The organism is Streptomyces sp. NPDC021093 (assembly GCF_044333135.1).
Lineage (GTDB): Bacteria > Actinomycetota > Actinomycetes > Streptomycetales > Streptomycetaceae > Streptomyces.
The window spans coordinates 308,744-331,223 of the sequence record NZ_JBIRQJ010000006.1 but is presented as its reverse complement, the minus strand read 5'-3'; the positions used below and the strand labels follow the sequence as shown (position 1 = coordinate 331,223).

The window sequence follows — 22,480 nt, the reverse complement described above, 5'->3', positions numbered from 1 at the left end:
CCCGCCGCCACCCCCCCCCCGGGGCCACCCCCCCCCCCGGGGGGGCGGGCCCCCCCCCCCCCCCGCCCCCGCCCCTCCGCATGCCCGCCCGCCCCTACGAACCCTTCCGGAACGCCCACGACAGATCCGGCTCCGCCACCGCCCGCAGCGCCCGCCGCACCGGCGGCGTGCACAGCACCGTCACCATGGCCACCGCGGCCAGCGTGACCACGACCCGCCCCGGCGGTGTGTCCAGGTGGAGCCGCTCCACCCACCCCGCGTAACCCGCGTACTTGATCACGAAGCCGTGCAGCAGGTAGCCGCCGATCGTGCCCGCGCCCAGCGCCGTGAACCACATCCGCCGCCGGGGCACCCACGCCAGGAAGCAGGCGGTCAGCACCAGCGCCGCACCGAACATCGCGAACGTCATCAGCACCCCCAGCCACCACGGCTGGTCCATCTCCTGCGCACTGTGATTGCGGTACACCCAGTCCAGCTGCGTCCGCGGCGCCGCCCAGTACAGGAAAGCCGCCGACGCCGCGAACACCGGGATCGCAGCCCACCGCACCGACCACCGCTGCACCAGCCGGAAGTGCTGCGGCCGCAGCCGCAGCCCCAGCACGAAGAACGGCAGGAACTGCAGCACCCGCTGCACCGACAACTGCTCGCTCATGCCCGGCGTCACCGACGCCGCCGCCGCGACGAGCAGCGAGATCTGCACCGGCCACCGGACCGCCATGAACAGCGGGGTCAGCAGCCGCCACACGAACAGCGCGAGCAGGAACCACATCAGGAAGTACGGCGACAGCAGATGCGGCGTCATCGGCCCGTCCTCCATGTACGCGAAGAACCCCGCGTACACCGTCTGGAAGACCACGTACGGCACCACCACGCTGGACACGAGCCGCATCAGCTTGTGCGGACGCATGTCGAAGGACCGTGAGAAATAGCCGGAGATCAGGATGAAGGCCGGCATGTGGAAGACGTACACGAGCATGTACAGCGCTTCGGTCGCCCGGCTCCCGGAGAGCACCAGCGGCCATGAGTGGCCCACCGCGACCAGCACGATCGCCAGGTACTTCGCATTGTCGAAGTAGGCGTCCCGTCTGCCTTCGCCCGGTACGGGCACGGGAGCCTTCGCCGATGAACGGGCGGGCCGCAGCGGCGGCACCGGTTCCGTCAGCGGAGGCAGCGGGGCCCTCTGTTGCGCCTGGGGAGACTGGAGCATTTGAGGCACCCTAGTGGCGCCTACAACGATCCGTCACGCATCACCGTTCCGCCGTCGCGCGCCGCCGCGACGGCCGCGCACCGGTTCCGCGGTGATTTCGACAGGCACCCGGCGGCGGCTCCGCGGCGTACGAGCAGGTGCACTACGGCCAAGATCACGTCGTGATCCGGCCATCGGGGCTCATCAACAGTGCGTCACCCGGCAGTCAGTGGTGGGGTGTTGGTGGCACGATGGCCTGGCGGGGGAAGCACTGGGCCGTGTGTCCCCGGGCCGGCAAGGCGGACCGACCAAGGGTGTGATCAGTTGTGGCCATTTCACTGTCAGTGGTGCTGTTGTTGGCAGTCGTTCTCGTGGTGTTGATACGAGGAGGCTCGCTCAAGGCAGGACCCGCTGTCGTCGCGGTGCTCTTCGGGTTCTTCCTTGCCTCCACGGGCATGGCGGACGACATACAGCGTTTCCTCAACTCCCTTGCCAGCACCCTCAACAACATCAAGTTCTGAGGTCGGTACGTGATGGGGACCAGGAGCCGGAGTGCGCGGAGGAACGCCTAGCGGAGGAACACCTGAAAGACCTCCGGCCCGGCGAGCGAACTCACCGGGCCGGAGGCCGTTGCAGAGCGGGCGACGGGAATCGAACCCGCGTAGCTAGTTTGGAAGACTAGGGCTCTACCATTGAGCTACGCCCGCACACGCACCGCAGGGACGCCGGAGCGACCGCGGTACGGAGAGCATCGTAGCGGGTCCTGGAGCGTCGGCGCACACCCCGTATCCACGAGCCGGTAAAGCGGCCGACGCAGTGCCCGCGGGCATGTACCCTACGTGTCGCACCGACGGGGTGTGGCGCAGCTTGGTAGCGCGTCCGCTTTGGGAGCGGAAGGTCGTCGGTTCGAATCCGGCCACCCCGACCAGCAGAATCCTTCTTCAGGTTCCCTCACAAGATCGCATTGTGGGAGCACGTCCGCTTGCCGTTACTATGCAAGCTGCGTGCCCGTGTGTCTGATACCGGGCCCGATCAGCAGGACCGCCCACTGAAGCGGTTCGGCAGAACCCAAGAAGTCAGCCACCAAGGAGACCGAACCGTGAAGAGCGCCGTGGAGACCCTGAACCCGACCCGGGTTCGGCTCAGCATTGAGGTGCCCTTCGAGGAGCTCAAGGACAGCCTCGACGCGGCGTACAAGAAGATCAACCAGCAGGTCACGGTGAAGGGCTTCCGCAAGGGGAAGATCCCGAACCGAGTCATCGACCAGCGGTTCGGCCGTGGCGCTGTTCTGGAGGAGGCCGTCAACGACGCCCTCCCGAAGTTCTACACCGAGGCCGTCAACGAGGGTGAGCTGAACCCGCTGGGTCAGCCCGAGGTGGACATCACGGAGCTGAAGGACGGCGAACTGCTGTCCTTCACCGCCGAGGTCGACATCCGCCCGACGATCGAGATCCCGGACTACTCCGGCATCGAGGTCGAGGTCGACGCCGTCACCGTCTCCGACGAGGACGTCGAGAAGGCTGTCGAGGACCTGCGTGGTCGCTTCGCCTCCACCAACCCGGTGGAGCGCGCCGCCGCAGACGGCGACGTCGTCACGATCGACCTTGAGGCCAAGGTCGACGGCGAGGTCCTGGAGGACGGCGTGGCCGAGGGTGTTTCGTACACCATCGGCTCCGGCGAGCTCCTCGAAGGCATCGACGAGGCAGTCAAGGGCCTGGAGGCCGGTGGCGAGGCCACCTTCACCTCCGAGCTCAAGGGCGGCTCCGCCGAGGGCAAGGAAGCGGAGGTCACCGTGAAGGTGTCCGCCGTCGCCGCCCGTGAACTCCCCGAGCTGGACGACGAGTTCGCCCAGATGGCGAGCGAGTTCGACACCCTGGAGGAGCTGAAGGCGGACAGCCGCAAGCGCCTTGAGGGCACGAAGCAGTACGACCAGGCCACCCAGGCCCAGGAGCGCGTGCTCGACAAGCTCATCGAGCTCGTCGAGGTCCCGATCCCCGAGAACCTCCTCGCGGACGAGGTCAAGACCCGCAAGCACAACCTGGAGCACCACCAGCTCGGTCAGATGGGCCTCGACCTCGCGAAGTACCTGGAGATCCAGGGCAAGACCGAGGAAGAGTTCGACGCCGAGACCGCCGAGCAGGCGATCAAGGGCATCAAGACCCAGTTCATCCTCGACGAGCTGGTCAACAAGGAGAAGCTGAACGTGAACCAGGAGGAGCTCACCGAGCACCTCATGCGTCGCGCGCAGTCCTCCGGCATGTCCCCGGACCAGTTCGCCCAGGCCGTCGTCGAAGGCGGCCAGGTGCCGATGCTCGTCGGCGAGGTCGCCCGCGGCAAGGCGCTCGCCGTCGTCGTCGAGGCCGCCACGGTCAAGGACACGAACGGTGAGCTCGTCGAGCTCGACGACGACGAGGACGAGACCGCCGAGACGGTCGACGCCGACGCCGCCGCCGAGGGCGAGGCCGACGTGAAGGACGCCGCCGAGGCCAAGTAGGCCCCGACAGCCCCTGAGCACAGCCCCAGAGTCACGACGACGGGCCCGGACGCACCACTTGCGTCCGGGCCCGTCGCCGTCCGCCCGGCAGCCCCCCACGCCCCGTACGACAGGCCCGCACACCTGATCCCACGACCTTGCGCTCCCAGCGAACAGTTCCGGTAGCGGGATGGCGTTGTCCTACCTGCGCGTTAGGGTCCATGAGTAGGCGGGTTGGGTGGGATACCCGACTCCCCGTACGAAGACGCTGAGACGGCCGGAGCCGTCAGAGACGAGCAGGTGGAATACGTGACGAATCTGATGCCCTACGCCGCCGGCGAGCAGTTCCTCGGTGGAGGCCTCGGCGACCAGGTCTACAGCCGACTGCTTGGCGAGCGCATCATCTTCCTCGGCCAGCAGGTCGACGACGAAATCGCCAACAAGATCACGGCGCAGCTCCTCCTCCTGGCCGCCGAGCCGGAGAAGGACATCTACCTCTACATCAACAGCCCCGGTGGCTCGGTCTCGGCCGGCATGGCGGTCTACGACACCATGCAGTACATCCCGAACGACGTCGTGACGATCGGTATGGGCATGGCGGCCTCCATGGGCCAGTTCCTGCTGACCGGCGGCACCGCGGGCAAGCGCTTCGCGCTCCCGCACACGGACATCCTGATGCACCAGGGCTCCGCGGGCATCGGGGGCACGGCCTCGGACATCAAGATCCAGGCCGAGTACCTGCTGCGTACCAAGAAGCGCATGGCGCAGATCACCGCCAGGCACTCCGGTCAGACCGTCGAGACGATCATTCGCGACGGCGACCGCGACCGCTGGTACACCTCCGAGGAGGCCAAGGAGTACGGCCTCATCGACGAGATCATCTCCGCCGCTTCGGGCGTTCCGGGCGGCGGCGGCACCGGGGCCTGACCCCCGCGGCCGACCCCCTCCGCAACTCCGCCCACCCCAGAACGCCACCAGGATGGTGAACACCCACATGAGTAACTTCTCCGCCCCCGGCGGCCTCTACACCGGCCCGCAGGTGGACAGCCGCTACATCGTCCCGCGCTTCGTCGAGCGCACCTCGCAGGGCGTCCGCGAGTACGACCCGTACGCCAAGCTCTTCGAAGAGCGCGTGATCTTCCTCGGCGTGCAGATCGACGACGCGTCCGCCAACGACGTCATGGCGCAGCTGCTGTGCCTGGAGTCGATGGACCCCGACCGCGACATCTCGATCTACATCAACTCGCCCGGTGGCTCCTTCACGGCGCTCACCGCGATCTACGACACGATGCAGTTCGTGAAGCCCGACATCCAGACGGTCTGCATGGGCCAGGCGGCCTCCGCCGCCGCCGTCCTGCTCGCCGCCGGTACGCCGGGCAAGCGCATGGCGCTCCCGAACGCCCGCGTGCTGATCCACCAGCCGTCCTCGCAGACCGGCCGTGAGCAGCTCTCCGACCTGGAGATCGCGGCCAACGAGATCCTGCGCATGCGGACCCAGCTGGAGGAGCTGCTCGCGAAGCACTCCACCACGCCGATCGAGAAGATCCGCGACGACATCGAGCGCGACAAGATCCTCACGGCCGACGACGCCCTGGCGTACGGCCTGGTCGACCAGATCGTCTCGACCCGCAAGACCACGGCCGCGGTCGCGGCCTGAAGCCCCGGGCCTGAAGCTCCGGGCCTGAAGCTCCGGCCGAGTGAAGTAACGGGTCCTGCCCACCCCTTGGCACGGTGCATGTCATCGTGAACCGTGCCAAGGGGGGCCCGAACGGGGGGTCGGGCAAGGTACCGTCGAAGATTGAGGCACCAGGAGCCGCTGTACCAGGCGGCTTCCCAGGCGAAGGGGATTCACCTCGTGGCACGCATCGGTGACGGCGGAGACCTGCTGAAGTGCTCGTTCTGCGGAAAGAGCCAGAAGCAGGTGAAGAAGCTCATCGCAGGTCCCGGTGTGTACATCTGCGACGAGTGCATCGATCTCTGCAACGAGATCATCGAGGAGGAGCTCGCCGAGACGAGCGAGGTCCGCTGGGAAGAGCTTCCCAAGCCTCGCGAGATCTACGAGTTCCTTGAGGGGTACGTCGTCGGGCAGGAGCCCGCGAAGAAGGCCCTCTCGGTGGCGGTCTACAACCACTACAAGCGCGTCCAGGCCGGTGAGAACGGCGGCGGTGCGAACCGCGAGGACGCGATCGAGCTCGCCAAGTCCAACATCCTGCTGCTCGGCCCGACCGGCTCCGGCAAGACACTGCTCGCGCAGACCCTGGCCCGCATGCTGAACGTGCCGTTCGCCATCGCCGACGCCACGGCCCTCACGGAGGCCGGTTACGTCGGCGAGGACGTCGAGAACATCCTCCTGAAGCTGATCCAGGCGGCCGACTACGACGTCAAGAAGGCCGAGACCGGGATCATCTACATCGACGAGATCGACAAGGTCGCCCGCAAGAGCGAGAACCCGTCGATCACCCGCGATGTCTCCGGCGAAGGCGTTCAGCAGGCACTCCTCAAGATCCTCGAAGGCACCACCGCCTCGGTGCCTCCGCAGGGCGGGCGCAAGCACCCGCACCAGGAGTTCATCCAGATCGACACGACGAACGTGCTGTTCATCGTGGGCGGCGCGTTCTCCGGCCTGGAGAAGATCATCGAGTCGCGGGCCGGCGCCAAGGGCATCGGCTTCGGCGCGACGATCCGCTCCAAGCGCGAGATCCAGGCGAGCGACCAGTTCTCGGAGATCATGCCGGAGGACCTGGTGAAGTTCGGGATGATCCCCGAATTCATCGGCCGTCTCCCCGTGATCACCTCGGTCCACAACCTGGACCGCGAGGCGCTCCTCAAGATCCTCGTCGAGCCGCGCAACGCACTGGTCAAGCAGTACCAGCGCCTCTTCGAACTCGACGGCGTGGAGCTGGACTTCGACCTCCCGGCGCTGGAGGCCATCGCCGACCAGGCGATCCTGCGCGGCACCGGCGCACGTGGCCTGCGGGCCATCATGGAGGAGGTCCTCCAGTCGGTGATGTACGAGGTGCCGTCCCGCAAGGACGTCGCCCGGGTCGTCATCACCGAGGAAGTCGTCCACTCCAACGTCAACCCGACCCTGGTGCCGCGCGAGCCGCGGATCATCGGGAAGGGCGACGGCGGGCGGCACGAGAAGTCGGCGTAGCGGTTCCTGACGTACGAGGAGGGCCCGGCCGGTAGCTACCGGCCGGGCCCTCCTCGTACACGGAACTAGTTCTTGACACGGACCTCGTTGCGGAGCTTGGCGACCTGCTCCGCGGTCTCCTCCATGCTCAGCGGCTGCTGCCCCACGCCGGCGGAGCCCCCGGCGAGCGTGCTGTAGTCGGCCCAGAAACAGATGTGGTTCGTGACGATCGCCCCGGTCTGCTTCTGCTTGCCCTGGATGGACTGGCACTTCATGAGGGCGTTGTCGAGCGAGCTCGGGCTGACGCTCTCGGGGCTGCCCAGGAGCTTGGGGCTGTCCTTCTTGGCGGCGTCCTTGTCGGCATCGGCCTTCAGCTTGGCGAAGAAGTTGTCGAGTGCCTTCGCGGGGTCGCTGATCTTGCCGTAGGCGCCTTTGAAGGAAACCGACTTCGCCGTCTTCGCCTTCTCGAGCGAGCTGGGGTCCGTCGGGTTCAGCTTGGACATGTCGAAGTCCGAGTAGGTCATGCCCACCAGCTGCGGGTTGGCGACGCCCGCCGCGGCGAACTCCGCCACGGACTTGTCGTCCTTCGACGTTCCGTCGTCCTTCTGCACCTTCTTGTACGTGCCGCCGAACACCGTGTCCGACGCGACCAGCTTGTGCGGGCCGTCGTCCGAGATGCCCTGGAAGAACGCGAAGTACGCGCCCGCGCCCGCCGCCGCGAGGACGACCACCGCGAGGGTGACGATCAGGCCGGTCTTCTTTTTCTTCGGGGCCTCAGGGACACCCGGGTACGGCTGCTGGCCGTACGGGCCCTGCGGGGGCTGCTGGCCGTACGGAGGCTGCGGCTGCTGGCCGTACGGCTGCTGCTGCGGGGGAGCCTGCTGCGGGTAGCCGTAGCTCGGCGGCGGCGCCTGCTGGGGGTAGCCGTAACCGGGCTGGCCCTGCGGCTGCTGCGGCTGACCGTAGGGGCCGGGCTGCTGGCCTCCGTACGGGTTCGGCTGCTGCGGCTGCTGGCCGCCGTACGGACCCGGCTGGTTGTAGCTCATGTACGGAGTTCCCCTCCAGATGCTTATGCGTCCCGAACATCCTGGCGGACGGGTGCGACGGGTGGGCTTCCGGGGGCTGCACTGTTACCAAAGAAACGCGTTTCGGAGCGGTGCCCCAGGGCCCTTAAACTGGCGGCGTGACCGAGAACTCTCAGACTCCGCAGCCCGCACCCGCCCCCGAACTGCCGACGACCTACACGCCGGCCGATGTAGAGGGGCCGCTGTACGAGCGCTGGGTAGAACGCGGTTACTTCACGGCCGACGCCAAGAGCGACAAGCCCCCCTTCACCATCGTCATCCCGCCGCCGAACGTCACCGGCGCCCTCCACCTGGGCCACGCCTTCCAGGTCACGCTCATGGACGCGCTGACCCGCCGCAAGCGCATGCAGGGCTTCGAGACCCTCTGGCTGCCCGGCATGGACCACGCCGGCATCGCCACCCAGAACAAGGTCGAGCAGCAGCTCGCCGAGGAGGGCAAGTCCCGCCACGACCTGGGCCGCGAGGAGTTCACCAGCCGCGTCTGGCAGTGGAAGGAGGAGTACGGCGGCCGCATCCTGGGCCAGCTCCGCCGCCTCGGTGCCGGTCTCGACTGGTCGCGCGAGCGCTTCACGATGGACGAGGGCCTCTCCCGCGCCGTCCAGACGATCTTCAAGAAGCTGTACGACGACGAGCTGATCTACCGCGCCGAGCGCATCATCAACTGGTGCCCGCGCTGTCTGACGGCCATCTCGGACATCGAGGTCGACTACCAGGACGACAACGGCGAGCTGGTCTCGCTGAAGTACGGCGAGGGCGACGACACGCTCGTCGTCGCGACGACCCGCGTCGAGACGATGCTCGGTGACACCGCGATCGCCGTCCACCCCGACGACGAGCGCTACGCCCACCTCGTCGGCAAGCGCATCAAGCTGCCGCTGACCAACCGCACCATCCCGGTCGTCGGCGACACCCACGTCGACCCCGAGTTCGGCACGGGCGCGGTCAAGGTGACCCCGGCCCACGACCCGAACGACTTCGCGATCGGCCAGCGCCACGGCCTCGAATCCATCACGGTCATGGACGAGCGCGCCATCATCACCGTCCCCGGCCCGTTCGAGGGCCTGGACCGGTTCGAGGCACGGTCCGCGATCGTCGAGGCCATGCGCGAGCAGGGCCGCGTCGTCGCCGAGAAGCGCCCGTACGTCCACTCCGTCGGCCACTGCTCGCGCTGCAAGACCACCGTCGAGCCCCGGCTGTCCCTCCAGTGGTGGGTCAAGGTCGAGACGCTCGCCAAGGCCGCCGGTGACGCGGTCCGCGACGACAGCGTCAAGCTCCACCCCAAGGAGATGGAGAAGCGGTACTTCGACTGGGTCGACAACCTCAACGACTGGACGATCTCCCGCCAGCTCTGGTGGGGCCACCGCATCCCGATCTGGTACGGGCCCGAGGGCCAGGTCGTCTGCGTCGGTCCCGACGAGGAGGCGCCCACCGGTGAGGGCTGGCACCAGGACCCCGACGTCCTGGACACCTGGTTCTCGTCGGGCCTGTGGCCGTTCTCGACCCTCGGGTGGCCGGAGGAGACCCCGGACCTGGAGAAGTTCTACTCGACCGACGTCCTGGTCACGGGACACGACATCATCTTCTTCTGGGTCGTGAGGATGATGATGTTCGGCCTGTACGCGATGGACGGCGAGGTTCCGTTCAAGACCGTCGCGCTGACCGGCCTCGTCCGCGACGAGTTCGGCAAGAAGATGTCGAAGTCCAACCCCAACGCCGTCGACCCGATCGACTGGATGGACGCGTACGGCTCCGACGCCGTCCGCTTCACCCTCGCCAAGGGCGCCAACCCGGGTGCGGACGTCCCGATCGGCGAGGACTGGGTCCAGGCCTCCGGCAAGTTCGCCAACAAGATCTGGAACGCGACGCGCTTCGCGATGATGAACGGCGCGACCGTCGAGGGCCCGCTGCCGCCCGTCGAGCAGCTGACGACGACGGACCGCTGGATCCTCTCGCGGCTCAACACGACGGTCGCCCAGGTCGACGCCCTCTATGAGGACTTCCAGTTCGCCAAGCTCAGCGAGAACCTCTACCACTTCGCGTGGGACGAGGTCTTCGACTGGTACGTCGAGCTGTCGAAGACGACGTTCTTCGCGGGCGGTGAGCAGGCCAAGGTGTCGGCCCGCGTCCTGGGCGAGGTCCTGGACGTCATGCTGCGGACGCTGCACCCGGTCATGCCGTTCCTGACGGAGACGCTGTGGACCAACCTCACCGGCGGCGAGTCCCTCGTCGTCGCCGACTGGCCCAAGGACTCCGGCTTCCGCGACACCGCCGCCGAGCAGGAGATCGAGCTCGTCCAGCAGGTCGTCACCGAGGTCCGCCGGTTCCGCTCCGACCAGGGCCTGCAGCCCGGCCAGAAGGTCCCGGCCGAGCTCACCCTGACCGGGACGGCGCTCGCTCCTCATGAGGCCGCCATCCGGCAGCTGCTGCGGCTCCAGCCGGCCGGCGAGGGCTTCCACGCCACCGCCTCGCTGCCCGTCGCCGGTGCCACGGTCGCCCTCGACCTCTCCGGCACCATCGACGTCGCCGCCGAGCGCAAGCGCCTCACCAAGGACCTGGAGGCCGCCAAGAAGGAGGTCGCCCAGGCGAACGGCAAGCTCGGCAACGAGGCGTTCCTCGCCAAGGCCCCCGACAACGTCGTGGACAAGATCCGCGGCCGGCTGAGCAAGGCCGAGGCCGACATCGCGCGCATCACCGCGCAGATCGAGGCGCTGCCCGCCCAGTAGGCGCACGTACGACAGCGAGGGCCCCGCACCGAACAGCTGGTGCGGGGCCCTCGGCGTGTGCCCGGCGGGCGCGCCGACGCACCCGCGGCGCGGGCGTCGTCGTCCGACGGACGCGGGCGTCGTCGTACCCCGGGCGTGTGCGTCGTCGTACCCGGGCGCGTGCCGCAAATCACGCGTAACGGGACGGAAGCCCGTCGAAACAGGGCGAAAGTCCCTGCATTATGGAGCGTATGCACGACAAGCCCGCCGCCTCGCCGGTACACCGGGCCTGGGCGGCCGGCCGGCGTCGGCTGGACGGCGCCAGGGTCCATCCGCGCACCCTGGACCTGCTGGTTCCGCTGATCTGCTTCGGCCTGATGCTGCTGGACGTGCCCGGCCTGGCGGAGGCCGACAACTCCCTCAACCGCCTCTCCGCCACCGCCGTCCTCGCCCTCGGCGCGCTCTCCCTGCTGCTGGGCCGCAGGCTGCCCTGGATCCCGTACGTCGTCGCGCTCGGCCTGCTCGGCTGGCTGCACGAACTCACGCTGATGCAGTTCGCCCTGTACAAGATCGGCCGCTACCGGGGCCGGACCGCCGCGACCCTGGCGACGCTGGGCTACGTGGTCTTCGCGTACGTGATCTACCTGCTCCAGAAGTGGCCCGAGAAGCAGGCCGACACGCTCATGGAGTTCCTGAGCCTCATCGTGCCCATCGGGGTACTCGCCGCAGGCGTCGGCGTCGCCGCCAACCGCCAGGACCTCGTACGCGAACTGGAGATCCAGAAGGGGCACGCGGCCGGGCTCCGGGCCGTCCAGCAGGAACGGCTGTCGGTCGCCCGCGACGTGCACGACTTCGTGGGGCGGGAACTGACCCTGCTCGCCGTACGGGCCGAGGTGCTGGCCGTACGGGCGCGGGGCGAGGCCCACCAGAAGGACTTCGACGAGCTGTCCGAGACCGCCCGCAAGGCACACCGCATCCTCAACGAGATCATCGTGCAGCGCGCCCAGGAACGGGACGCCACCCCCGGCATCGAAGCCCTGGCCGTGCTCGCCGTCGAGGGGGAGCAGGCCGGCAGCCCGGTGGTGCTCGACATCGACGGGCGCGCCGCCGCACTGTCGCCGCTGCGCCAGGCGGCCGTCTACCGGGTCGTCCAGGAGTGCCTCACGAACGCCGTCAAGCACGCGCCGGACGAGGCCGTACGGGTACGGATCGCGCTCGACGGCCTGCACCTGCGCATCGAGGTCTGCAACGACCTGCCCAGCACGGCGCCCGCCAAGCGGCCCGTGTCGGCGGGCACCGGCACCTTCTCGATGGAGGAGCGGGTGCAGGCCATGGGCGGCACCCTTGAGGCGGGCCACCACGACGGGAAGTACCGGGTGGTCGCGGTGCTGCCCGCCGGGGTCTAGCGCTCAGGCCCGGCCCGCCCCGACCGGAGCCCCGCGCTAGCTCGCCTTGAGCAGCTTCTGGAGGTTGTCGAAGTCCTCCACGCACTTCCCGGAGCCCAGCGCCACACAGTCCAGCGGATTGTCCGCGACGTGGACCGGAATGCCGGTCGCCGCCGAGATCCGCAGATCGAGCCCCGGCAGCAGGGCGCCGCCGCCGGTCAGCACGATGCCGTGCTCCATGACGTCGCCCGACAGCTCCGGCGGGCACTCCTCAAGGGTGGTGCGCACCGCCGCGATGATCGCCTCCACGGGCTCGTGCAGCGCCGCCCGCACCTCCGCCACCGAGAGGTCGAGGGTCATCGGCAGACCGCCGACCTTCTGCCGGCCCCGGATCGGATACGTCTCCTGCTCCAGCTCCGGCCGCGCGGGCACCTGCCCCGCCGAACCGATCGCGACCTTGATGTCCTCGGCGGTGCGCTCGCCGATGAGCAGCTGGTGCTCCTTGCGCACGTAGTCGGTGATCGCGGTGTCCATCCGGTCGCCGCCGACCCGCAGCGACCGGGCGGTCACGATGCCGCCCAGCGAGATCACGGCGACCTCCGTCGTACCGCCGCCGATGTCCACCACCATCGAACCGCGCGCCGACGACACCGGGAGACCCGCGCCGATCGCCGCCGCCATCGGCTCCTCTATGAGGTGCACGGCGCGGGCACCGGCCCGGTCCGCGGCGTGCACGATGGCCCGCCGCTCCACGGGCGTCACGCCGCTCGGCACGCACACGACCATGCGGGTGCGCGGGCGGCGGCCCGGGACGGCCTTGCGGACGAAGTGCCGGATCATCTCCTCGGCCGCCTCGTAGTCGCTGATCACACCGTCCTTGAGGGGGCGGATCGCGGTGATGGAGCCGGGGGTGCGGCCGATCGTCTCCTTCGCCTCGGTGCCGACGGCCAGCGCCGTCGTCGAACCGGCCTTCACCGCCACCACGGAGGGCTCGTTGAGGACGATGCCGTGCCCCCGCATGTACACCAGGGTGTTCGCCGTACCCAGGTCGATGCCTATGTCCCGGCTGCCACGGCCACCACGCGTGCGTACAGCGGGCTGCGTCGTCTCGTCGCTCACTCGATATCCTCCCGAATCGTGATCTACCAGGGTCACACACTCGTTCGGTATGGAAGGGATAAAAAGTCCCCGCGGGTACCGGTCGAAGGTCCTGTCCGCCGTTGTCGTACCTCCTCCGTAGACTGACGGGGTGAGTGACCTCCCCCCGAACGACGACCATGCTTTCGAAGAGATCGTGGAGGCCGAGACCGGCCGCGATCCCGACCTCGCCGTCATCGAGGCCGGCAGCCGCACCCTGCGCACCCAGGGCGGCGCCCCGGCCGGCGACGGCCTGCCCGCCCGACCCGCGGACCCGGAGGTGGACAAGGCACTGCGCGCGGTCGAGACCGAGCTCGCGGGCCGCTGGGGCGAGACCAAGCTCGAACCCTCCGTCACCCGGATCGCCGCCCTGATGGACGTCCTGGGCGAGCCCCAGAAGGCGTACCCCGCCGTCCACATCACCGGCACCAACGGCAAGACCAGCACGGCCCGCATGATCGAGGCCCTCTTCGGCGCCTTCGAGCTGCGCACCGGCCGCTACACCAGCCCGCACGTGCAGTCGATCACCGAGCGCATCAGCCTGGACGGCCTGCCGATCAGCGCCGAGCGCTTCGTCGAGACGTACGAGGACATCAAGCCGTACGTCGAGATGGTCGACGCCGCGCAGGAGTACCGGCTCTCCTTCTTCGAGATCCTGACCGGCATGGCGTACGCGGCCTTCGCCGACGCACCCGTGGACGTGGCGGTCGTCGAGGTCGGCATGGGCGGCACCTGGGACGCCACCAACGTCATCGACGCGGCCGTCGCCGTCGTCACCCCCATCTCCCTCGACCACACCGACCGGCTCGGCACGACGCCCGGCGAGATCGCCACCGAGAAGTCCGGGATCATCAAGCAGGACGCCACCGTCGTCCTGGCCCAGCAGCCGGTCGACGCGGCACAGGTCATGCTCAAGAAGGCCGTCGGCGTCGACGCGACGGTGGCCCGCGAGGGCATGGAGTTCGGCGTCGTCGCCCGCGAGGTCGCCGTCGGCGGCCAGCTGGTCACCCTGCGCGGACTCGGCGGGGAGTACGAGGAGATCTTCCTCCCGCTCCACGGCGCCCACCAGGCGCACAACGCGGCGGTCGCGCTCGCCGCCGTCGAGGCTTTCTTCGGCATCGGCGCGGAGCACGCCCGCACCCTGGACATCGACACCATCCGCAAGGCGTTCGCCTCGGTGACGTCCCCCGGCCGGATGGAGGTCGTACGGCGCAGCCCGACCGTCGTCCTGGACGCCGCGCACAACCCCGCGGGGGCACGGGCGGCGGCCGAGGCGGTCGGCGAGGCGTTCAGCTTCAGCCGGCTGATCGGAGTCGTGGGCGCGAGCGGCGACAAGGACGTACGGGGCGTGCTCGAAGCGTTCGAGCCGATCTTCGCGGAAGTGGTCGTGACGCGGAACTCGACCCCGCGCTCCATGGACGTCGACGAGCTCGCCGCGATCGCCGTCGAGGTGTTCGGCGACGACCGCGTCCAGGTCGAGCCGCGGCTCGACGACGCCATCGAGGAGGCGATCACGCTGGCCGAGGAGGACGGCGAGTTCTCCGGCGGCGGCGTGCTGGTCACCGGATCGGTGATCACTGTGGGAGAGGCCCGGCTGCTGCTGGGGAGGGGCTGAGTTCCTGTGCGTACGCTCTGTGCTTCGACGCTGATCGGCGAGTTCTTCGTGATCGGCTTCGCCGGGCTCGTCGCGATGAAGTCCGACGACCTGTCGATGGCCACGGTCTGGACCGTGTGCGGCATCGCGATGCTGCTGTCCGTGCTGCTGTGCGGAATGATCACGCGGCCGGGAGGGCTCCAGCTGGGCTGGGCCCTGCAGGCCGGACTGATCGTCAGCGGCTTCTGGGTGCCGTCGATGTTCTTCCTGGGCGCGGTCTTCGGAGGACTGTGGTGGGCGTCGATCCACTACGGCCGCAAGATCGACGAGGCGAAGGCAAGGTGGGCGGCGCAGGCGGAGGCATAGCGCCCTCAAGGGGCGCGGGGCCGTATGGGACATGCGGCTTCGCCGCGTGGGCGCGACCAGCCACGACGCACCCGCAGGAATCGCACCGCGCCCGGACGGGCAACCCCGGGGTCCGGGCGGAGCCCGGGGAACGGTGGAAGGGCGGGGAGGGGCACAGCGCCGCAGGCACACCGCACCCACGTCGCGCCCGCACCGTGCTCCCTCCGTAATCCTCCGCACCCCACCCCCCACGCCTGACGCTGCGTAACGGGTCCCCCGTACGGCCCTGTAATCTGCGACCCACCGCGTCCGTAGCGCACCCCGCACCACCCGCACACCCAAGGAGCCCGCACCGTGACCCAGCGCACCCTCGTCCTGCTCAAGCCCGACGCCGTCCGCCGCGGACTCATCGGCGAGGTCATCGGCCGCATCGAGCGGAAGGCAGGCTGGACGATCAGCGCGCTGGAGCTGCGCAGCCTCGACCAGGACACCCTCGAAGCGCACTACGGCGAGCACAAGGGCAAGCCCTTCTACGAGCCGCTCGTCGCCTTCATGTCGTCCGGCCCGATCGTCGCCCTCGTCGTCGAGGGCGAGCGCGTCATCGAGGGCGTACGCCAGTTGGCCGGTCCGACCGACCCGATTGCCGCCGCTCCCGGGTCCATTCGGGGCGACTTCGGCACCATCGTCCGCGAGAACCTGATCCACGCCTCGGACTCCGAGGAGTCCGCGACGCGCGAGCTCAAGCTGTTCTTCCCGGGCCTCGTCTGACCCGAACGGCCACGGCGCACGCCGACGGAATGTCAGCCGAACAGCGCCGCATGTCTGGGGCGACCGAAGTAATTCGGTCGCCCCTCGGCATATGCACCGTGCCGAAGGGAACGCATCCCCCCGACACAGCGTCACCATGGGTGAGGCGGGTAGGTGTTCCGCCCACAATGGCGAAGGACCCTCGCGCGGTGAGCGCACATGCAGCACTACGATGGAAGTCACCGCGCCCGCAGCATCCGGCGCACCACCCACTTCGCCTACCGATACAAGCCATCGCACGCTCCACTCGGGAAGGCCCGACGCATCCTCATGGGGAAGAAGAGGGAACCAATGTCGTTCATCGGCCGTGATATGGCTGTCGACCTCGGGACCGCCAACACGCTGGTGTACGTCAGGGGTAAGGGCATCGTGCTCAACGAGCCCTCGGTCGTCGCCATCAACACCAACACCGGCGGCATCCTGGCCGTCGGCTCCGAAGCCAAGAAGATGATCGGCCGTACGCCGGGCAACATCGTTGCCGTACGGCCCCTGAAGGACGGCGTGATCGCCGACTTCGAGATCACGGAGCGGATGCTCCGCTACTTCATCCTGAAGATCCACAAGCGGCGCTACCTGGCCCGCCCGCGCGTCGTCGTCTGCGTGCCCTCCGGCATCACGGGGGTCGAGCGCCGCGCCGTGATCGAGGCGTCCACACAGGCCGGTGCCCGTCAGGTGCACATCATCGAGGAGCCCATGGCCGCGGCCATCGGCTCCGGCCTGCCCGTCCACGAGGCCACCGGCAACATGGTCGTGGACATCGGCGGCGGCACCACCGAGGTCGCCGTCATCTCGCTCGGAGGAATCGTCACGGCACAGTCGATCCGCGTCGCGGGCGACGAGCTGGACAACGCGATCATCCAGCACATCAAGAAGGAGTACAGCCTCCTCCTCGGTGAGCGCACCGCCGAGCAGATCAAGATCACCATCGGTTCCGCGTACGACCTCGACAAGGACGAGCACACCGAGATCCGCGGCCGCGACCTCGTCTCGGGCCTCCCGAAGACCGTCGTGATCTCCGCCGCCGAGGTCCGCAAGGCCATCGAGGAGCCCGTCAACGCGATCGTCGACGCCGTCAAGACGACGCTCGACAAGTGCCCGCCGGAACTCTCCGGCGACGTCATGGACCGCGGCATCGTCCTCACCGGCGGCGGCGCCCTGCTGCGCGGCCTCGACGAGCGGCTGCGCCGCGAGACCGGCATGCCGATCCACATCGCGGAGGACCCGCTGGACTCCGTGGCACTCGGATCCGGCAAGTGCGTGGAGGAGTTCGAGGCACTCCAGCAGGTGCTGGACGCCCAGCCGCGCAGATAGCACGACACACCACCAGTACCCGGGGCCACCTGCCGGCCCCGGGCACTGCAGAAGAAATCCGCCGTACGGGACCCTGCCGTCCTGTGCGGCGGATCGTTGATATACACGCATACGCATTTTTCCGACGAGGAAGGCACGGCCGCCGCACGTGAGGGACACACGAGAGAGCCGGCTGCTCCTGGTGCTGCTGATCGCCGTAGCGTTCGCGCTGATCACGGTCGACATCCGCGGCGGCGAACAGTCACCCGTCGACGGAGCACGGCAGGCCGCGGCCGCCGTCTTCGGACCGGTGGAGAAGGGCGTCGCCACCGCGGTCGACCCGATCGGCAACGCGATCGGCGCGGTACGGGAATCCGGGGACAGCCACGACCAGCTCAAGGCGCTGGAGCGGGACAACCAGGAACTCAAACTGCGGCTCGGCAGCGACGACCGCAACCAGAGCCGGGTGCGCGAGCTCGACGGCATGCTGAAGAAGGCGGGCGCCGGACAGTACGGCATCAAGGGCGCCGAAGTCATCGCCATAGGAGCGTCCCAGGGCTTCTCCTGGACCGTCACCCTCGACGTCGGCAGCAACGACGGCATCAAGCGCGACATGACCGTCATCAACGGGGACGGCCTCGTCGGCCGCATCACCACCGTCGGCCCCGGCACCGCGACCGTACTGCTCGCCAACGACCCCAAGTTCACCGTCGGCACGCGCATGGAGAAGACCAACGAGCTGGGCTTCGCGACCGGCCAGGGCGACCGCCCGCTCAGCGTCCAGTTCCTCAACGGCAAGGCCAAGGTCAAGCCCGGCGACCGCCTGGTGACCTTCGGCTCGCGCGCCGCCAAGCCCTTCGTACCGGGCGTCCCGGTCGGCGAGGTGGTCCGCGTCGACCCGTCCGGCGGCGACCTCACCCGGACCGTCTACGTCCGCCCGTACGTCGGCTTCACCAAGCTCGACATCGTCGGCGTCGTCGTCCAGGCCCCGCGCACCGACCCCCGCGACACCGTCCTGCCGAACAAGCCCAAGCCCGCCCCGACGGTCACCGTCACCGTGACACCGAAGCCCCCGAACGGCGAGAACAACGGCGCCGACAACGGGGCGAACAACGTCAACGGCAACGCCGCCGACCAGTAGGAGCTGAACCTGATGCGCTTCAACCGGATTCTGCTCTCCGCCACCCTGGTGGTCGTCGCCCTGGTCGTCCAGGTCACCGTCCTCGCCAGACTCCAGCTCCCCGGCGCCGTCCCCGACCTGACCCTCCTCGTCGTCCTCGGCCTGGCCTTCGTGTACGGACACGTCAGCGGCGCCCTCATCGGCTTCGGCGCGGGCCTCCTCGCCGACCTCGCCCCGCCCGCCGACCACGCCGCCGGCCGCTACGCCCTCGTGCTCTGCGTCATCGGCTACCTCGCCGGCCTCGTCAAGCCCGAGAACGGACGGCTCCGCTCCGCCACAGGACCGATGCTGGTCGTGGTCGCGGCCGCGATCGGCTCCACCCTGCTGTACGCGGGTGTGGGCGCCCTCGTCGGCGACACCGCCGCCCGCCACGTGGGCCTCGGCGGACTGCTGTTCACAGCGGCGCTGTACGACCTGCTGCTCGCCCCGTTCGTCGTCCCCGGCATCATGGCGCTCGCCAGACGCGCCGAGAACGACCCGCTCTCCGAGTCCTCCTCCGGCGGCGCCGACGTCTCCGCCGGCTGGCTCTCCTCCGGCACCGGGCTGCGCATCGGCGAACAGAAGGGCGGACTGCGCCTGCGCGCCGCCCGCTCCAGGGCCTCCAAGGCCGGACGCATCAAGGGAGTGAAGCGCCTGTGACCAACATTCCGGAGACCGGCCGGACCCCCCGGGTCAAGATCCGGCTCATCGTCCTCCAGGTCCTCGTCTTCTCCCTGCTGCTCACCCTCGGCGGGCGCCTCTGGTACCTCCAGATCCGCAACGGCGACGAGTACACCGACGAGGCGAAGAACAACCACGTCCAGCAGGTCGTCCAGCCCGCGGTCCGCGGCTCCATCCTCGACGCCCGCGGCGTCCCGCTCGCCGACAACGAGTCCAAACTCGTCGTCTCCGCGTCCCGCACCGAGCTCATGAAGATGAAGGACGACGGCAAGGCGGTCCTCACCCGGCTCGCCGAAGTCCTCGACATGGCGCCCAAGGACGTCATCGACAAGGTGCGTCTCTGCGACTCCAAGACCCCCCAGCCCTGCTGGAACGGCTCGCCCTACCAGCCGATCCCGGTCACCAGCAAGGCCACCGAACAGCAGGCCCTCCAGATCATGGAGCGCGCCGAGGACTTCCCCGGCATCACCGCCGAACCCACCGCCGTGCGCCGCTACACCGCCCCCGGCAAGGCCAACACCGCCCAGGTCCTCGGCTACCTCTCGCCCGTCACCGACGCCGAGATCGAGAAGGCCAAGGACTCCGAGTCCCCGTACCTGCGCTCCGACCAGGTGGGCCGCTCGGGCCTGGAGCGCACGTACGACAAGGACCTGCGTGGCAAGGCGGGCGTCACCCGCTACGAGGTCGACAACCTCGGCCGCGTCATCGGGCTCGCCAAGGCCGACAAGGCCGAGCCCGGTGCGAACGTCGTCACCAGCATCGACGCCCGGGTGCAGGCCGTCGCCGAGTACGAACTGCTCGACGCCATGAAGGAGGCCCGCAAGGGCTTCGACAAGAACACCAACACCAACTACAAGGCGGACGCGGGCGCCGTCGTCGTGATGGAGGCCAGGACCGGCCGGGTGGTCGCGATGGCCTCCAACCCCACCTACGACCCCAACTCCTGGGTCGGCGGCATCTCCGGCAAGGACTACGCGGCCCTCACCGGCAAGGACTCCAACTTCCCGCTGCTCAACCGGGCCATCCAGGCACAGGCCGCCCCCGGCTCGATCTTCAAGGTGATCCCGACGACCGCCGCCGTCAACGCCGGATACGACTTCAACGGCAACTACCCCTGCCCCAGCTCGTACTCCATCGGCGGCCAGACCTTCACCAACTACGAGTCCAAGGGCCACGGCAACATCAGCCTCGGCGGCGCCCTCGAAGTCTCCTGCGACACCGTCTACTACGCCCTCGCCCACCAGCAGTGGCAGCGCGACGGCGGCACCAAGCCGAAGAAGAACGCCAAGGACTGGTTCTACCGGACGGCCCACCAGTTCGGCCTCGGCAAGGAGACCGGCATCGACCTCCCCAACGAGGTCTCGGGCCGGGTCCCCGACCGCCAGTGGAAGCAGCGGTTCTGGGCGGCCAACAAGGACGCCTGGTGCAAGCAGGGCAAGAAGGACGGCACCTTCGTCGAGAAGATCGCCTTCGAGAACTGCATCGACGGCAACCAGATGCGCGCCGGTGACTCCGTCAACTACTCCATCGGACAGGGCGACACCCTCGTCACGCCCATACAGATGGCTTCGATCTACGCGTCCATCGCCAACGGCGGCACCATCCACACCCCGTCCGTCGGCAAGGCCGTCGTCAGCGCCGACGGCAAGCACGTCAAGGAGATCAAGCCGAAGTCCCAGGGCCGGCTGCCGATGAACGCGAGCACGCACAAACTGATAGACGAAGCCCTCGCGGGAGTCGCCACCCGGGGCACCGCCGCCTGGAGGTTCCAGGGCTGGCCCCAGGACAAGATCCCGATGCACGCCAAGACGGGCACCGCCGAGGTCTACGGCAAGCAGACGACCTCGTGGTTCGCCACGTACACCAAGGACTACTCGATCGTCATGACGATCGCGCAGGGCGGCACCGGCTCCGGCGCCTCGGGACCTGCCGTACGGAAGATCTACAACGCGCTGTACGGACTGGACGACGCCGGAAAGTTCGACCCGAAGAAGGCCCTGCTGCCGCAGCCGCAGCAGAACCTCCCCAAGATCGAGGCGGACGGCTCCATCGACGCCCCCGCCGTCAAGCCGTACGTCCCCCAGCCCAAGGAGCCCGTCGAGCCGGTGGGGGTCGCAGGACCCCCGGCGACCGGCCAGGGCCGCCCCGGCGCAGGCGGCGCCGCGGGCCGCAACGTCCAGCGGGTGGGGGACTGAGATGGCGAACAGCACACACGGCTTCTCCGTCCAGCGGTACGCACCCGAGCGCGGCGCCTTCGCCAAGCTCGCCGCCCGCGACTCCCTCGTCCGCAGGCTCGACTGGCCGCTGCTGCTCTCGGCGGTCGCCCTGTCGGGCATCGGCGCGCTGCTCGTGTGGTCGGCGACCCGCGGCCGTGACTCGCTCACGCACGGCGACCCGTACTACTTCCTCTTCCGGCACCTGCTCAACACCGGCATCGGCTTCGCCCTGATGGTCGGCACGATCTGGCTCGGCCACCGCACCCTGCGCGGCGCGGTGCCGATCCTCTACGGGCTCTCCGTCGTCCTGGTGCTCGCGGTGCTCACCCCGCTCGGCACCACGGTCAACGGTGCGCACGCGTGGATCGCGGTGCCCGGCGGCTTCTCGCTCCAGCCCTCCGAGTTCACCAAGATCACGATCATCCTGGGCATGGCGATGCTGCTCGCGGCCCGGGTGGACGCGGGCGACCAGGCCCACCCCGACCACCGCACGGTGCTCAAGTCGCTGGGCGTCGCCGTCATCCCGATCATGATCATCATGCTGATGCCGGACCTCGGCTCGGTCATGGTCATCGCCATGATCATCCTGGGGGTGCTGCTGGCCTCGGGAGCCTCCAACAGGTGGGTGTTCGGCCTGGTCGGCGCGGGTGCGCTCGGGGCCGTCCTGGTGATGGTCCTCGGCCTGCTCGACGAGTACCAGATCAACCGCTTCGCCGCCTTCGCCAACCCCAACCTCGACCCGGCGGGCGTCGGCTACAACACCAACCAGGCACGCATCGCGATCGGCTCCGGCGGACTCACCGGCACGGGCCTCTTCAAGGGCTCGCAGACGACGGGCCAGTTCGTCCCGGAACAGCAGACCGACTTCGTCTTCACGGTGGCGGGCGAGGAACTCGGCTTCCTCGGCGCGGGCCTGATCCTCGTCCTCCTCGGCGTCGTGCTCTGGCGGGCCTGCCGGATCGCCCGCGAGACGACCGAGCTGTACGGCACGATCGTCGCGGCCGGGATCATCGCCTGGTTCGCCTTCCAGTCCTTCGAGAACATCGGGATGACCCTCGGCATCATGCCGGTCGCGGGCCTCCCGCTCCCCTTCGTCTCGTACGGAGGATCGTCGATGTTCGCGGTGTGGGTGGCGATCGGACTGCTGCAGTCCATCAGGGTGCAGCGGCCCATGACGGCATAGCGGCCGAAACCGGCGCGGGCACCGCCCGCCGTCCGCCCGCCGTCCGGCCGCCGCCCTGCCGCCGTCCCGCTGCAGTCCCTCTGTCTGCAGGCCCGTATCGCGTC

General features: G+C 69.0%; 18 protein-coding genes and 2 tRNA genes. 16 read left to right on the top strand and 4 right to left on the bottom strand.

The window, feature by feature from the left end; translation table 11 throughout:
- Positions 1-94 precede the first annotated feature (94 nt).
- Positions 95-1,207 carry an acyltransferase family protein gene (locus tag ACH4SP_RS20550; RefSeq protein WP_398416877.1) on the bottom strand — a complete coding sequence of 371 codons (1,113 nt, stop codon included), beginning with the start codon at positions 1,205-1,207 and terminating at the stop codon, positions 95-97.
- 305 nt (positions 1,208-1,512) lie between these two features.
- Between ACH4SP_RS20550 and ACH4SP_RS20545 the strand changes: the two genes are divergently transcribed.
- Complete coding sequence (locus tag ACH4SP_RS20545; protein WP_362410914.1) at positions 1,513-1,707, top strand: hypothetical protein; 195 nt, start codon at positions 1,513-1,515, stop codon at positions 1,705-1,707.
- Between the two features lie 115 nt (positions 1,708-1,822).
- On the opposite strand, the gene ACH4SP_RS20540 is transcribed toward ACH4SP_RS20545, so the two are convergent.
- Positions 1,823-1,893 (bottom strand) — tRNA-Gly (locus tag ACH4SP_RS20540).
- 144 nt (positions 1,894-2,037) lie between these two features.
- Here ACH4SP_RS20540 and ACH4SP_RS20535 point away from each other — a divergent pair.
- The 5 genes from ACH4SP_RS20535 to clpX all read left to right on the top strand — a co-directional run bounded on the left by ACH4SP_RS20535 (position 2,038) and on the right by clpX (position 6,813).
- A tRNA-Pro gene (locus ACH4SP_RS20535) sits at positions 2,038-2,114 on the top strand.
- Between the two features lie 171 nt (positions 2,115-2,285).
- Positions 2,286-3,680, top strand: a complete 1,395-nt coding sequence (gene tig / locus ACH4SP_RS20530; RefSeq protein ID WP_398416874.1) for a trigger factor — start codon at positions 2,286-2,288, stop codon at positions 3,678-3,680.
- Between the two features lie 300 nt (positions 3,681-3,980).
- On the top strand, positions 3,981-4,586 hold the full coding sequence (locus tag ACH4SP_RS20525; protein ID WP_398417206.1) for an ATP-dependent Clp protease proteolytic subunit: 606 nt from the start codon (positions 3,981-3,983) through the stop codon (positions 4,584-4,586).
- A 52-nt stretch (positions 4,587-4,638) separates the two neighbouring features.
- Positions 4,639-5,316 (top strand): ATP-dependent Clp protease proteolytic subunit, encoded by a 678-nt coding sequence (locus ACH4SP_RS20520; protein ID WP_398416872.1) that lies wholly within the window; start codon positions 4,639-4,641, stop codon positions 5,314-5,316.
- Positions 5,317-5,514: 198 nt separating this feature from the next.
- Positions 5,515-6,813: an ATP-dependent Clp protease ATP-binding subunit ClpX gene (clpX, locus tag ACH4SP_RS20515; RefSeq protein WP_398417205.1), complete on the top strand. Its 1,299-nt coding sequence runs from the start codon at positions 5,515-5,517 to the stop codon at positions 6,811-6,813.
- 65 nt (positions 6,814-6,878) lie between these two features.
- On the opposite strand, the gene ACH4SP_RS20510 is transcribed toward clpX, so the two are convergent.
- A complete protein-coding gene (locus ACH4SP_RS20510) occupies positions 6,879-7,838 on the bottom strand; it encodes a hypothetical protein (protein WP_398416870.1) in 960 nt (319 codons plus the stop codon).
- A 137-nt stretch (positions 7,839-7,975) separates the two neighbouring features.
- Between ACH4SP_RS20510 and ACH4SP_RS20505 the strand changes: the two genes are divergently transcribed.
- Both ACH4SP_RS20505 and ACH4SP_RS20500 read left to right on the top strand, forming a co-directional pair.
- On the top strand, positions 7,976-10,600 hold the full coding sequence (locus ACH4SP_RS20505; RefSeq protein ID WP_398416868.1) for a valine--tRNA ligase: 2,625 nt from the start codon (positions 7,976-7,978) through the stop codon (positions 10,598-10,600).
- A gap of 230 nt (positions 10,601-10,830) precedes the next feature.
- The gene (locus tag ACH4SP_RS20500) at positions 10,831-11,985 is read left to right on the top strand and encodes a sensor histidine kinase (protein WP_398416865.1); all 1,155 of its coding nucleotides are present in this window, start codon (positions 10,831-10,833) and stop codon (positions 11,983-11,985) included.
- A 36-nt stretch (positions 11,986-12,021) separates the two neighbouring features.
- On the opposite strand, the gene ACH4SP_RS20495 is transcribed toward ACH4SP_RS20500, so the two are convergent.
- Entirely contained in the window at positions 12,022-13,083 is a 1,062-nt protein-coding gene (locus ACH4SP_RS20495; RefSeq protein ID WP_398416863.1) for a rod shape-determining protein, read from the bottom strand.
- 130 nt (positions 13,084-13,213) lie between these two features.
- Here ACH4SP_RS20495 and ACH4SP_RS20490 point away from each other — a divergent pair, with 130 nt between their 5' ends.
- The 8 genes from ACH4SP_RS20490 to rodA all read left to right on the top strand — a co-directional run bounded on the left by ACH4SP_RS20490 (position 13,214) and on the right by rodA (position 22,376).
- Positions 13,214-14,716 carry a bifunctional folylpolyglutamate synthase/dihydrofolate synthase gene (locus ACH4SP_RS20490; RefSeq protein ID WP_398416861.1) on the top strand — a complete coding sequence of 501 codons (1,503 nt, stop codon included), beginning with the start codon at positions 13,214-13,216 and terminating at the stop codon, positions 14,714-14,716.
- A gap of 6 nt (positions 14,717-14,722) precedes the next feature.
- Positions 14,723-15,061, top strand: coding sequence for a DUF4233 domain-containing protein (locus ACH4SP_RS20485; protein WP_398416859.1), 339 nt, complete (start codon positions 14,723-14,725; stop codon positions 15,059-15,061).
- 333 nt (positions 15,062-15,394) lie between these two features.
- Complete coding sequence (gene ndk / locus ACH4SP_RS20480) at positions 15,395-15,808, top strand: nucleoside-diphosphate kinase (RefSeq protein ID WP_398416857.1); 414 nt, start codon at positions 15,395-15,397, stop codon at positions 15,806-15,808.
- A gap of 330 nt (positions 15,809-16,138) precedes the next feature.
- A complete protein-coding gene (locus tag ACH4SP_RS20475; RefSeq protein WP_185026424.1) occupies positions 16,139-17,158 on the top strand; it encodes a rod shape-determining protein in 1,020 nt (339 codons plus the stop codon).
- 148 nt (positions 17,159-17,306) lie between these two features.
- On the top strand, positions 17,307-18,278 hold the full coding sequence (gene mreC / locus ACH4SP_RS20470) for a rod shape-determining protein MreC (RefSeq protein WP_398416854.1): 972 nt from the start codon (positions 17,307-17,309) through the stop codon (positions 18,276-18,278).
- Positions 18,279-18,290: 12 nt separating this feature from the next.
- Positions 18,291-18,956: a rod shape-determining protein MreD gene (gene mreD, locus ACH4SP_RS20465; protein WP_398416852.1), complete on the top strand. Its 666-nt coding sequence runs from the start codon at positions 18,291-18,293 to the stop codon at positions 18,954-18,956.
- Positions 18,953-21,172, top strand: coding sequence for a penicillin-binding protein 2 (mrdA, locus tag ACH4SP_RS20460; protein WP_398416850.1), 2,220 nt, complete (start codon positions 18,953-18,955; stop codon positions 21,170-21,172). Before mreD ends, mrdA begins: the two co-directional genes overlap by 4 nt.
- A 1-nt stretch (position 21,173) precedes the next feature.
- Positions 21,174-22,376 carry a rod shape-determining protein RodA gene (gene rodA / locus ACH4SP_RS20455; protein ID WP_398416848.1) on the top strand — a complete coding sequence of 401 codons (1,203 nt, stop codon included), beginning with the start codon at positions 21,174-21,176 and terminating at the stop codon, positions 22,374-22,376.
- Positions 22,377-22,480 lie beyond the last annotated feature (104 nt).